Raw genomic sequence first — 13,022 nt, forward strand, 5'->3', positions numbered from 1 at the left:
GACGGTGGATGGCAGCCAGGCAACAGGATTTATTAAAATGCTCTTTAATTTCCTGAAGCGTCATATCAACATTTTTATCAAGAAGGGCTTGCAATTCCCGAATCTCCTCGCATGAGAAACAACTTGGACGATGGCCATTGGGTTTGGCTGATAATCGTTGGTTTTCACGGTAAGCTCTGACCCAATTGCAGATGCTAGCCGGGGTATAACCTAAAATATCTGCCAATTGCCTGGCTGTTGCTTTTCCATCAAGATACGCATGAACAGCCTTGGTTCGGATTTCTTCAGATGCAAATTTCATCTCTGCAATCTAAACGATTTTTAAATAAAATAAAAGTCAAATTGCTCTAATTCTGCTTACGCTTACGGGTCAGATAAATGCCGTAGGCAAAGACGCCGATGCAAATGATGGTGGCAAGAATCCAGACGCTCATTGCCCGCCTCCTTTTTGGGTAAGATAAAGACTGCCCACAAAACAGGCCAAGCCGGGAAATACGCCATACCCCATGCCTTGAAAGATGCCGACAGCCATTGCTGCCACACTCATTTTTTCAAGCCAATCGGCAGTGCGCTGAGCATTTTTTCTCCTCTCTTCTTCGCAAGAGGTAGCAATCAGCGTGAGCTCTGGCAAGCTCACAAACTTCAGGAGAGGCGGGGGCGTGGCAACGCCCCCGCCTCTGGAGCGTATTATGAAAGGCTTGCCCCCGCCGGACTCTTGGCGTAAAAGTCTCGAATATGTCCAGATTACACCTTGCCTTGTGCGGTCCTCGCGTGGCGCGGCCCCTGCGCCGCGTCCTTGCGATCTGCCTGCTGCTCTGCCTGGCCTGCGCCATCTGGCTGCCCGGCAGCACCGCCGCGGCGCCGGCCATTCCTGCGCACGGCCTGATGGGCGTCAGTTCGGCCATCCTGTACGATCTGGATAATGAGGTGATCCTTTTCGAGCAAAATGCCGACGAGCGCATCCCTCCGGCTTCGCTGACCAAGGTGCTCTCCATGTTCCTGGCCCTGGATCACATCAGCGCGGGCCATGCGAATTTTCACAGCGACGTGCCGGTCAGCCGCGCCGCGGCGCGCTCCGGCGGCTCGCGCATGGGCCTGCGCGCCAACGAGCGCGTGCGCCTGGAAAAGCTCTTGCTGGGCATGGCCGTATCCTCGGGCAATGACGCCAGCATGGCCGTGGCCGAGTATGTGGGCGGCTCGGCCCAGGCCTTTGTGAACATGATGAACGTCAAGGCCCGCGCGCTGGGCATGCGGGACAGCCGTTTTCTCAACCCTCACGGCTTGCCCGCCCAGGGGCAGCATACCACGGCCCGGGACATGCTCACTCTGGCCAGAGCCTATTTGCGGGCCTATCCCTGGGCGCTCAAATTTCACAACACGCATGTGCTCAGCCACCGGGGCCGGGTCACCCGGAACAAGAATCCCCTGCTCGGGCAGTATCCCGGCGCGGATGGCCTGAAGACGGGCTGGATCAAGGCTTCCGGCTACAATCTGATCTTCACGGCCAGGCAAGGGCCCAAACGCTTGCTGGCCGTGATCCTGGGCGCGCCCGACGTGCGCGTGCGCGAGGCCGAGGCCTGCCGCCTGCTGGATGCGGGCTTCCAGGTCTGCGACAATCAGGCGGTTTCCGTGGCAGCGGCCCTGGACAGGCTGCCCGTGCAGGGCTACGTCAAAAAAGCCGCGCATCCGGCCGGGCGGCAGTATGCGCAGTCTCAGCCCGCCTCGCGCAAGCATTTCAGGCAAAGCCGGGCGAGCAAAACGGCCAAAAGCAAGATGACCCGCAGCAAGCCCGTCAGGAGCAAGGGCGTTTCCAAAACCCGCGCCCGCACCGCTCAGCAAAACCCCAAAGCCACGCGGCACGCCGCCCAAAAAGCTCAGGCCCGCTCAAGCTGACATCTGGGCAAACGCGGACGACGGAAGCACAGCAAAAAAACTTCTTTTCGCTTGAGAGCGTCAGAGCGTTTTGCTCATGAAAGTAGCTAAACCTCTCTATTTGCCGCGATCCAGGACGCGCAGGGAGATCGCTTCGGCCAGATGCTCCACGCCGATTTTTCCGGCCCCGGCCAGATCCGCGATGGTTCGGGCAAGGCGCAGCACGCGGGTGTAGGCCCGCGCCGAAAGGCCAAGGCGGCGCACCGCCGCCTCCATCAGCCCGTGCCCGGCGGCGTCCAGGCCGCAGTGTTCCTCCAGCAGGCTGCCGGAAAGCCCGGCATTGCAGAGCACGCCGCTGCCGTCATAGCGTGCGCGCTGCACGTCCCTGGCGGCCAGCACCCTGGCCCGCATGGCGGCCGAGGAGCCGCTGCCCGAGGCGTCGCGCAAGTCCGCATAGGGCACTGCGGGCACTTCCACATGCAGATCAATACGATCCAGAAGCGGGCCGGAGAGCCTGCTCCGATAGCGGGCCAGTTGCTCCGGGCGGCAGGTGCACTCGTGCTCCGCATCGCCATAATAGCCGCAGGGGCATGGATTCATGGCCGCCACCAGCATGCAGGCCGCGGGATAGGTCACGCTCTGCGCCGCGCGGGAAATGGTCACAGCGCCGTCCTCCAAAGGCTGACGCAGCGCCTCCAGCACGGCTTTGCGATATTCCGGCAGCTCATCCAGAAAGAGTACGCCCCGGTGGGCAAGGCTGACCTCGCCGGGCCGGGGACGGCCACAGCCGCCCACCAGAGCCACGTCCGACACGGTATGATGCGGCGAGCGAAAAGGGCGCGCGGTCAGGAGCCCCGCGCCGGGGGCAAGCTTGCCGGCCACGCTGTAAATTTTGGTGACTTCCAGGGCCTCCTCAAACTCCAGAGGCGGCAGGATGGTGGGCAGGCGCTGGGCGAGCATGGTTTTGCCGCTGCCCGGCGGCCCGATCATCAGCAGGTTGTGCCCGCCGGCGGCAGCCACTTCCAGCGCGCGCTTGGCCGCCTGCTGGCCTTTGACCTCCGCAAAGTCCAGACCGTAGGACGGTGGCGGCAGAGTGCCCGCGTCACAAGCGGAAACGGGTTCAAGTTCTGCGGCTCCGGCCAGAAAGGCGGCGCAGCGGGCCAGGGTATCCGGGGCATAAACCGGCAGGCCGCGCACCACCGCGGCCTCGGCCTGGTTGCCCGGGGGCACCACAATCCCGCTTGCGCCTTTTTTTTGAGCCAGAACAGCCAGGGGCAGCACGCCGCTGACCGGCCTCAGACGCCCGCTCAGCGAAAGCTCCCCGGTCAGAAAAAGATTCTGAAGCTTTTCCAGGGGGATCAACTCCGCAGCGGCCAGCAGGCCCAGAGCCAGGGGCAGATCATAGGCGGCGCCGTCCTTGCGCCGTCCGGCCGGGGCCAGATTGACCGTGATCCGGGCCGGGGGGAGCCGGAAATTGCAGGCCCGCAGCGCCGCAAAGACCCGGTCCTTGGCTTCGCGCACAGCCGCTTCAGCCAGACCGACCAGCGTGAAGCCCGGCAAGCCTCGGCGGACATAATCCACCTCCAGCTCCACGGGAAAGGCGTCAACGCCCTCCAACCCACCGCTGTATAAACGGATTACCACAGGCTTTTCCTGGCGGACATGGCGCGCCTCTGGCTGTCGCCATCCGTACTTGCTCGTTCCTCGCAAACGAGGTTACGCCGCCCAAAAAACAAACCCGCCTACTGAATGAGCCTGCCCAGCCTGCTCCAGCGGATGTCGTCCAGGCCGCCCCAGGACCAGTAAATCCGCCAGGCCTTGGCCCGGATGGCGCTGCGGCTCACAAAGCCCCAGAAACGGGAGTCCATGGAATTGTCGCGATTGTCGCCCATGACGAAATACTTGCCCGGCGGCACGGTGACCGGCCCGAAGTTGTCCCGCACGGGCTCAATGCGATCCGGCTGCGCAAAGCGGATGTAGTCCTCACGCACGGGCTGGCCGTTGCGGTAAAGCTGCTTGTTGCGCACTTCAATGACGTCGCCGGGCAGCCCCACCACGCGCTTGATATAATCCACGCTGGGATCGTTGGGATACTTGAAGATGATCACGTCGCCCCGGGCCGGTTCGTCGCCTTTGTAGACATAGGTATCCGTAAAGGGAATTTTGATGCCGTAGGCGAACTTGCTGGCCAGCAGGTGATCCCCCACCAGCAGGGTCTCCACCATGGATTCCGAGGGAATTTTGAAGGCCTGAACCACAAAGGTGCGGATCAGCAGGGCCAGGATCAGAGCTACCAGCAAAGCTTCGCCATACTCGCGCAAAAGAGATTTCCCGGGCCGCGTTTTTTGCTGCAACAGACTGGATTTCATAGACTTCCTTTATGACGACCTTAAACGTGCCCGGCGCGGATCACGCCGGGCGGCGACCATGCCGGTGCAGTATGCCGCGATGTTCTTCTGATGGCAAGCGCAGGCGCGCGAACAGCCCCTGCCCGGCCTCTCGCGCTTGCGCGTCTCCGCCATGAGCTCCGTTTTTTCACTTCGCGGTTCTCGTGAAAGCCGCAACTGGCCGCGCTGCCCGCCACAGCCTGCCCTACTGCAGTCGCAAACTGAAGTTGATCGCGAAACAGAGCGCAATAAGCGCCATGAGCGCGTTCACCTCCCTGAAGCGGCCGGTGAGCAGCCTGATGCCCACCCAGCTTACAAAGCCGAAACCAAAGCCCGTGGCAATGTTGAAGGTCAGCGGCATACTCACGATGGTCAGAAAGGCCGGCAGGGCCACGGTGAAATCCGCGAAGCGGATGCGCCCGACCTCCTGCATCATCATGGCGCCCACGATGATCAGCACCGGCGCGGTGGCAAAGGAGGGCACCAGGCTCACCAGGGGCGCGAAGAAAAGCGCCAGAAAAAAGAGCGCGGCAATGACCACGGCCGTGAGCCCGGTGCGCCCGCCTTCGGCCACGCCCGCCGCGCTTTCCAGATAGCTTGTGGCCGTGGTGGCGCCCAGCGCGGCGCTGCCCATGGTGGCCAGGGAATCCGTGATCAGGGCGCGATCCAGATTTTCAATATGCCCGTCTTCACGCATGAAGCCCGCCTTATGCGAAAGACCGATCAGCACGCCCATGTTATCGAAGAGATCCACCATGGTCAGGGTAAAAATGATTGAAATGAGGCCGTGCTGCAAGGCGCCCCTGATGTCCATGCGCAGAAAGGTTTCCCCGGGCAGGGGCAGCGTGCCCGAAAACAGGGGGCCCTGCGGCGCAGAGGCCACGCCCGTAAGCATGCCGAGCACAGTGATCGCCAGAATGCCGATGAGTATGGCTCCGGGCACGCGCAGCACCATCAGCATGCTGATCAGAAAAATCCCGGCCACGGCCAGCAGGGTTTCGGGCGCGGCCAGATTGCCCAGAGTCACGAAGGTGGAAGGATCAGCCGCCACCATGCCGCAGTTTTTCATGCCGATAAAAGCGATAAACGCGCCGATGCCCACCACGATGGCGTATTTCAGATCCAGGGGCACGGCGTCAATGATCTTCTGGCGCAAATGCGTGGCCGTGAGCAGAAGAAAAACCACGCCGGAAATGAATACCGCGCCAAGGCCCGTCTGCCATGTGTAGCCCGCCGGGCCGCAGACGTAATAGGCGAAAAAGGCCGTGATGCCCAGGCCGGGAGCCACGCCCACGGGAAATCCGGCCCACAGCCCCATAAGCAGGGTGGCGAGGATGCTCACCCAAAGGGTGGCGGCCACGGCCGATTCCCTGGGCATGCCCGCGTCCGCCAGCATGGCGGGAACTACGAAGATAAGGTAGCTCATGGCCATGAAGCTGGTCAGGCCCGCGAGACACTCCCGCCTGACGGTGCTGCCCCTGGCGGCGGGGTTGAAATATTTTTCCGGCACGCTCACCCGGCATCCTCCTTCCGGCTCTTGCCCATCTCCGCCTCTCCAGGTTCCCGGCCCCAGAGCGTTTAGCTCATGAAAGTAGCAAAACGCTCCAGAGCATTTTCACTTTGAAAATGCTCTGCTGACGCGAAAGCGGCAGCCGCCGCAACGCGGCGTACATTCAGGCGAAAACCGCGTTTTTCGCCTGAATGCCACCTTTGACTTTTATAAAAAGTCAAAGGTAATCTGTTTTAAGACGCGCCGAAAGCAGGCCGCCGGACGTTTATTGCCGCAGAAAAGCATTCAGGCCCGTAAAAATCACCTGCGCGGCAATGGCGGCCAGCAGCAGGCCCGTGAGCTTGGAAAGCACGGTAATGCCGGTCCTGTGCAGCATTTTGGCCACGCCGTCGGCCAGGCGCAGCAGGAGAAACATGCCCAGCGCCGCGAAAAACAAGGAAGAAACCCCGACCAGCATTTCGCGCAGGTTCGTGGCGGACGCGCCCAGGACCATGACCGCGCCGATGGAGGCAGGCCCCATGCCCAAAGGAATGGCCAGAGGCACGACGCTGATGTCCCCGTCCTTCTGGGTCTGCGTCTGCTTGCCGTCGTCGTTCATCAGAGAAATGGCGGTCAGAAAGAGCAGCACGCCCGCGCCGATGCGAAAGGCGTCCAGAGTGAAGCCGAACAGGGCAAACAAATGCGAGCCGAACAAATACAGCACCACGCCGATGATGAAAATCGCGCTGGACGTTTTCAGAGCCACGGCGGCCTTCTGTTCCCTGCTGTACTCCTTGGTGCCGCTGATAAAGGCGCTGAGCACCGCGGGCGGGGTCATGAGCGCGTAAATCTTGATGCTGGTGCTAACCACGTCGCTGATAAGGCCATTGTCCATCGGCGCATTCTCCCTAGAGCATTTTTTTTGATTGAAAATATCCATTTTCAATCACTTCCTGCCATCATTTCCCCGCAAGCGGGACAAGCCCCCGCAAGCGGGACAAGCGCCTGAAAAGCGTGGTTTTCAGGCTCATTCGGCGCGGGCGTCCACGTCGCACCTCACAGCCTGTCATTGCTTTGCAAACAGGCTGCCGTCAGGCCAGTTTCAGGCCCGGATCGCGCGGGTTCTCCCTCACGGCATCCCGGTTCCGGCCGGTCTGCGTCTCGTCCAGGGTGGAGATACCGTATTTTCTGGCTTTGCGCACTACCGACGACTGGCTGATCCGCAGGCGGCGAGCTGCCTTGTAGGTGCTGCCCGTCTCGGCCAGCGCAACCCGCAGCATGTTTTTTTCGAGCTCTTCCACGGCTTCTGTCAGGGATTGCCCGGCGCCGGGAGTCCGGGAGGCCGTTTTCTCCTGCGCGCGCATGTACGGAGGCAGATCCGCCGGCGCGATGCTTTCCGCCTCGGCCAGAGTGATCAGGGACTGGATCACGGATTGCAGCTCACGCACATTTCCCGGCCAGTCATAGGCCAGGAACAAGTGCTCGGTGCGCGGGGCCAGACGTTTGCCCGTGCCGCTTTTTTGCAGAAAATGGCGGGCCAGGGGCAAAATGTCGTCTTTACGCTCGCGCAGGGGGGGGATCTCCACGGTCAAAACCCGCAGACGGTAAAAAAGATCCTCCCGAAAGGCGCCCGCGGCCACCATTTTTTCCAGGGGCTTGTTGGTGGCCGCGATCACCCTGGCGTCGGCGACAATGCTTTTGGTGCCGCCCACCCGGTAAAAAGGCTGCCCGTCCAGCACATGCAGAAGCTTTGACTGCATGGGCAGGGGCAGCTCGCCGATTTCGTCCAGCAGCAGCGTGCCGCCGCTGGCCAGCTCCAGCATGCCGGGCTTGCCGCCCCTGGATGCCCCCGTGAAGGCCCCGCCTTCATAGCCGAAAAGCTCCGACTCCATGAGCGAGGCGGGAATGGCTCCGCAGTTGACCGCCACAAAGGGTTTTTCCGCCCGCTTGCTCATATCGTGGATAATCTTGGCCGCCAGGGATTTGCCCGTGCCCGTTTCGCCGAGGATCAGGGTCACGGCCCGGCTTTGCGCGGCCCTGGCTATATCCTGGCGCAGCCTGTGCAGGGAAAGGCTCCGGCCGATAAGGCCGTTATTGGCTTCACTTTCCAGATCCTGGGCGCGGATCTTGTAGGCCATTGCCTCCACTTCGAGATCCGAAAGTTTTTTCTGCAGATTTTCCAGCTCCGTGATGTCGCGAATGGCGGCGATCACCCGCCAGACCTTGCCGTTCTCGTCAAAAACCGGCGTGCTGGTATTCAGGCAGCGCTTGCCGTTGGCGTAGTCGTCGAAGAGCGTCACCGTATGCCTAGCCTGCAGGGCCCGCAAGGTCACGCAGGTCTTGAAGCGGCCTTCGGAGAGGGGCTCGCTCACATGCCGCCCCACCACTTCCTCGGCCTTGATTCCGGCGATGCGCTCCATGGCCCGGTTGACGCGCCGGGTGATGCCCTCGGCGTCAATGACCCAGATGCCGTCATGGATGAACTCCAGCACGCTGTCCAGCTCCCGCCAGGAGAGCCGGGCCGCGCGGTTCAGATCGTCCAGAGGGATTTCATAGATCGTGAAATAGCGCACCGGGCCGTGTTTTTTGCTGACGTCGCCCCACCAGTAAAGCAGATAGCTTGCGCCCTGCGGATGCCGAAAGATCATCCGCCCCTGGCTGCCGGGTTCGCCGCCCGCGCCTGCGGCCTCGTGAAAGCCCTCCAGCACGCCCTGCGCCAGCCAGCGGCTCAGAGCCGTGCTGGGCAGAACCTCGCGCCGGATGTCGAGCATTTCGCGCAGGGCGTCGTTGGCATACAGCAAAAGCCAGTTTTCCGTGCAGCATACGCCGCTGGGCATCTGGGCCAGACGTGCCCCCAGGGCTGCATTGTGCGCGCCGCTCTCCGTCATAGGCGTTCCCCCTGCGTGTTTGGCGGCCTTGCCAGCCCGCCGCGCAGCCGACGCTGCCCGCCTCCCGACCTCGTGCCGGCGCGACGGGTGCAGCCCGGAAAAGGCAGAAGCCCCACGCGCGCCGGCCAGGGGCGCTAGCGCCCCACTCCCACGCCCACCACCGCCTGGCCCTTGGGCCGCACCTGCACGCTCTGGCCGCACGCGGCCAGCAGGGCTGCCAAAAGACACAACGCCAGCACAAGGCGGAGTGGTGATCTGGTATTTATTTGCAAAAATTTCATGCCTTGCTCTTCACACCGAAGCGACATGTGCGGTAGGGCATGGCGCTAGTCACGGGGCTTCTCCTGCGCAATTTTCGCCCCCGCGGGCACATCTTCGGTTATCCAGACATTGCCGCCGATGACCGCGCCGGAGCCGATGGTGACCCGCCCCAGAATGGTGGCCCCGGCATAGACCGTCACATTGTCTCCCAGTACCGGATGCCGCGCAATCCCCTTGGTCAGCGTGCCGTCCGGATTTTTGGGAAAGGAAAGCGCACCCAGGGTCACGCCCTGGTACAGGCGGCAGCTGCGCCCCAGAATGCAGGTTTCGCCGATGACCACGCCCGTGCCGTGATCAATGAAGAAATCCTCCCCAATGGCCGCGCCGGGGTGAATGTCAATGCCTGTGCGCGAATGGGCCATCTCGGAGATGATCCGGGGAATCACCGGCACCATGAGCTTGTAGAGCTCATGGGCGATGCGGTGGTGAAACATGGCGTGCATGGAGGGGTAGCAGAAAATGGTCTCGCCCGGACTGGAGGCTGCCGGGTCGCCCTCATAGGCGGCCTGCGCATCTCCGGCCAGCAGACGGCGGATTTCGGGCAGGCGATCCATGAACGCCAGGGCCGCGGTCGCGCCTTCGTTTTCGCACTCGGCGCACGGCACGGCCTCATGCCGCCCCTCGCAGGAAAAACACAGGCCGCGCACAATCTGCTCGCCCAGTTTGCGATAAATGGAATCCAGGTTGGCCGAAAGATGGTAACGCATGGATTCGCGCCGGATGCGGGCCGAGCCGAAATAACCGGGAAAAATGGCCGCGCGCAGGCGTTCCATAATCTCCCCGAGCTCGTCCAGCGAGGGCATGGCCGCGCCCTGGGCCGGACGATGCCAGACAGCGTCCAGCGATAAGGGGTGGCAAAGCCGCTCCACTACCGAATCCAGCTCCGGCATGGTGACGGCCTTGGCGTCATGATTGCTGTTCATGGGCGTTATCCTGTTGTTTTTCTTTATTGTACACGGCCACAGACCAGCCTGCAACGCCTTTCGCGCCACGGCGCGGCTGGGGAGGAAGCGCGGGCTCCTGGCAAGAGACGGAACAGGGCCGGGCGGTCAAGGGCCGCCTTCCTGTTTTTTAAGGAATTTCACTCTACAAATGAGTCCTTCCGCCGTTTTCGGTCGTGGACAAAAGCAAGGCTTTGCCCTACAAAATGGGTATCTCCCATGTATAGGAGTCATTTCAGGAATCCTTGGAATGACTTCCAACCCCAAACTGTCGTCTGGAGCGGCGCGAAGATCGCCGTGAATGAGCCCCACGCCACGTTTTTTTACGAAAGCTCTTCATAGCTCAGCCCTGGAAGGATGCCACTATGAATCTCTCTGAGATTGCCGGAAAAGCAAAAGACTGCATCGGGAAAGGTGATTCTAGATTTAGCAAACTTGCAGAAAGCTCTCTTCAAAAAATGGAAGATATTTCTGAGTCAGCAGAAAAAGAGCTTAAAAGATCGACTGGTAATTTTGAAATCAAAGTCTTGGACGGACAGCGTAAAGCCCGTTCGTTTGTCAATGATGATTTAAAATCATTACGAAAAAAACCTATTATCGCAAAATGTGTTATTTATTACGAACAAGAAGACAGATTTGAAGAATTCTATATTTGTAACGGAATTCCTCCTACGGGAATAGAGAATATTATCAGCTACCGCTCTCCGAAAGGGCGGCTGGCTGCGCTTGATATTGGCCAATATGATCTTGATGAAGAACTTGGACAAAATACACAAAGAGAAATTGATATTACAAAAGTCCAGGGAGTTGGATTTAAAGCACAACGTATTAATGGAAATTGGGATTCTATCGACACGACATATCGAGATATTTTTTTGGGTAAAAATGCCGTCAGTACAATCGAAGGTAGTCTTAGAAAATGGGTACAAAAAGCAGAAGGCAAAGAAGGAATAGATATTTTAGGTAAATTACTCGCTGCTGATAAAAGTAAAATGAAAATTCTTGATGGACTCAAAAGAGATGTGCTTGAGTCTATGTCGCTACGCGAACAGCCAATTTTAGATAGTTTTCAAGATCGTATTTTTCGTATGCCATTGAAGTCCGTATTGTTTCTCCAAGGCCCAGCAGGATCAGGAAAAACAACAACTTTAATACGCAGACTTGGTCAGAAGCTGGATATTGAGCATGGATTATCTGAAGAAGAAAAAGAACTAGCTAATAATATTACAGCAGATAAGTATACTAAAAGTTGGATTATGTTTACGCCAACAACACTTCTTAAAGACTATTTAAAGGAAGCGTTCAATAAAGAAGGAATTCCGGCTCCTGATGATAATATATCAACATGGAAAAATTACTGGACAGTACTAGGAAGAAATAAACTTCATATTTTACGTAATGCTAATTTTTTAAGTGGATTTGAACACGATAGCGATATAAAGAATATTCTTGATACGAATCAATTTTTTGAATTATATAATAGTTTTATATCATACCTACTAGATTCATATCGCTCGGATATAAAATCTAAACTGGAAAGTTTGGCAGAGTATGGATTTGAAGAGCATAGAAAATTTATTGACGATATTAAAAAAAGTATTTCCCGCTCTCTTGAAGGGAGGCCATACATTGAGGACTTTCTGATTACATTATATCGAAAAAAGGATGAAATAATAGAAATAAATAGAAAATCAAAATTAAAGAAAGAACGTGAGGAATTAATACGGAGTCAATTAAATGAGATACTCAAAGATGACAACACTTTTCTTACATCTTTCTATAAAGCAAAAAACCAATTAACTCAAGAGGGCCAGAAAGAAATAGAAAACACAGATGAAATAGACACTGACGATAGCATGGCGTCTGACACAGAAAAAGATCTTTCTGACACAGAGAAAGCTTATCGTGCATATACAAGATTTGTCATCTCAATATCAAAATACAAAAAAACAAATAAAATATCGACATTAAATAAAAAATTGTCTCAAATACTAGAGGAGGATAAAATACCTTCTGATCATATCTTAGAATCTATCTTTATTTTATCTCAAAGAATAGACGCATTCAAAATATTCGATGATCCAATTGAAAAATTTTTTAAAAGGATATCTTCTGACTACCAAAAGTTTAGAAAAGATAGCCAAGCAAAAGGATTATTTTATTCTCAAGAATCAGGATTAAAACGTAAAATAGATTCTGCTGAACTTGATATATTGATATTAGCAAATCTTATGCTTGCTAGAAAATTGATTAAACGCACTGAAATTAAGAACAATTTGTCTGATGGATGGTTGTCCAGCATCAGAGAAATTTTTTCATGCTATAAGGCGCAGGTATATGTTGATGAAGCGCCAGATTTTTCCTTGACTCAACTTTTGTGTATGCGCCTTCTTACCTATCCCGAAACAGATTCTTTTTTTGCATGTGGAGACTTTAACCAAAGAATTACGGAAAATGGTATTACGTCCATTGATAAGTTCAACGAGTTTAGTGAACAAATGAAGATTTCTGGAGAGAAAATTACCCAGAAAAAAGTATTGGCACCCTATCGCCAGACAGATAGCCTTTATAAATTTTCTCTGGCTGTTCTCAAAGCCATGCATGGACAACATCCCTGCGACTACCCTGAACATTCTAAAATTGCAGCAGTAGGGAGGGCGCCCGTACTTGGTAAAAATCTTGAAGGGAATGACCTTGCAAAATGGATTGCTGAGAGAATAAGAGAAATTGAAGACTTTCTAGGCAAAATTCCATCTATAGCGGTTCTTGTGCCAGAAGAAGAGGATGTTCGGCCGTTATACAAAATGCTTGAAAACGAGCTACGTAGCCTCAATATTTCTGTGCAACCTTGTTACGATGGACAGACGATAGGCAACACAAATGCCATTCGCGTTTTTGATATTCGCCATATTAAAGGTGTAGAATTTGAAGCAGCATTTTTCATCTCTCTTGATAAACTGGAGACGAAATGCCCTTCTTTGGTCGGCAACTACCTGTACGTTGGCGCAACACGAGCTGCAACATTCCTTGGTGTGACATATTGCTCTCATATGCCAAAAATTCTGGCAGGAGACTTAGCAACTCTTTTTCATCAAAATTGGAAAAAGTAGTACTCGGTTGATGC

11 protein-coding genes are annotated in these 13,022 nt (G+C 56.3%); 2 read left to right on the forward strand and 9 right to left on the reverse strand.

Annotated features, from left to right (window positions below):
* The coding region (locus tag G7Y52_RS04540) for a helix-turn-helix domain-containing protein (RefSeq protein ID WP_206215190.1) at positions 1-301 on the reverse strand (301 nt) is incomplete at its 3' end.
* Between the two features lie 129 nt (positions 302-430).
* On the reverse strand, positions 431-631 hold the full coding sequence (locus tag G7Y52_RS04545; protein WP_165066785.1) for a hypothetical protein: 201 nt from the start codon (positions 629-631) through the stop codon (positions 431-433).
* Positions 632-735: 104 nt separating this feature from the next.
* Here G7Y52_RS04545 and G7Y52_RS04550 point away from each other — a divergent pair, with 104 nt between their 5' ends.
* Positions 736-1,893, forward strand: coding sequence for a D-alanyl-D-alanine carboxypeptidase family protein (locus G7Y52_RS04550; protein WP_241159590.1), 1,158 nt, complete (start codon positions 736-738; stop codon positions 1,891-1,893).
* A gap of 96 nt (positions 1,894-1,989) precedes the next feature.
* On the opposite strand, the gene G7Y52_RS04555 is transcribed toward G7Y52_RS04550, so the two are convergent.
* The 7 genes from G7Y52_RS04555 to epsC form a co-directional block, all read right to left on the reverse strand.
* Positions 1,990-3,516 carry a YifB family Mg chelatase-like AAA ATPase gene (locus tag G7Y52_RS04555; RefSeq protein WP_165066788.1) on the reverse strand — a complete coding sequence of 509 codons (1,527 nt, stop codon included), beginning with the start codon at positions 3,514-3,516 and terminating at the stop codon, positions 1,990-1,992.
* A gap of 98 nt (positions 3,517-3,614) precedes the next feature.
* Positions 3,615-4,241: a signal peptidase I gene (lepB, locus tag G7Y52_RS04560; protein ID WP_165066791.1), complete on the reverse strand. Its 627-nt coding sequence runs from the start codon at positions 4,239-4,241 to the stop codon at positions 3,615-3,617.
* A 223-nt stretch (positions 4,242-4,464) separates the two neighbouring features.
* Positions 4,465-5,775, reverse strand: coding sequence for an NCS2 family permease (locus G7Y52_RS04565; protein WP_165066794.1), 1,311 nt, complete (start codon positions 5,773-5,775; stop codon positions 4,465-4,467).
* A 259-nt stretch (positions 5,776-6,034) separates the two neighbouring features.
* Entirely contained in the window at positions 6,035-6,688 is a 654-nt protein-coding gene (locus G7Y52_RS04570; protein ID WP_241159591.1) for a MarC family protein, read from the reverse strand.
* A gap of 151 nt (positions 6,689-6,839) precedes the next feature.
* A complete protein-coding gene (locus tag G7Y52_RS04575; protein WP_165066797.1) occupies positions 6,840-8,636 on the reverse strand; it encodes a sigma 54-interacting transcriptional regulator in 1,797 nt (598 codons plus the stop codon).
* A gap of 134 nt (positions 8,637-8,770) precedes the next feature.
* Positions 8,771-8,917: a hypothetical protein gene (locus tag G7Y52_RS04580; RefSeq protein ID WP_165066800.1), complete on the reverse strand. Its 147-nt coding sequence runs from the start codon at positions 8,915-8,917 to the stop codon at positions 8,771-8,773.
* A 45-nt stretch (positions 8,918-8,962) separates the two neighbouring features.
* Positions 8,963-9,880: a serine O-acetyltransferase EpsC gene (gene epsC, locus G7Y52_RS04585; protein WP_165066803.1), complete on the reverse strand. Its 918-nt coding sequence runs from the start codon at positions 9,878-9,880 to the stop codon at positions 8,963-8,965.
* A 383-nt stretch (positions 9,881-10,263) separates the two neighbouring features.
* Here epsC and G7Y52_RS04590 point away from each other — a divergent pair, with 383 nt between their 5' ends.
* Positions 10,264-13,008, forward strand: coding sequence for a hypothetical protein (locus tag G7Y52_RS04590; RefSeq protein ID WP_165066806.1), 2,745 nt, complete (start codon positions 10,264-10,266; stop codon positions 13,006-13,008).
* Positions 13,009-13,022 lie beyond the last annotated feature (14 nt).

The sequence above is a fragment of the Desulfovibrio sp. ZJ200 genome (assembly GCF_011039095.1).
Taxonomy (GTDB): domain Bacteria; phylum Desulfobacterota; class Desulfovibrionia; order Desulfovibrionales; family Desulfovibrionaceae; genus Desulfovibrio.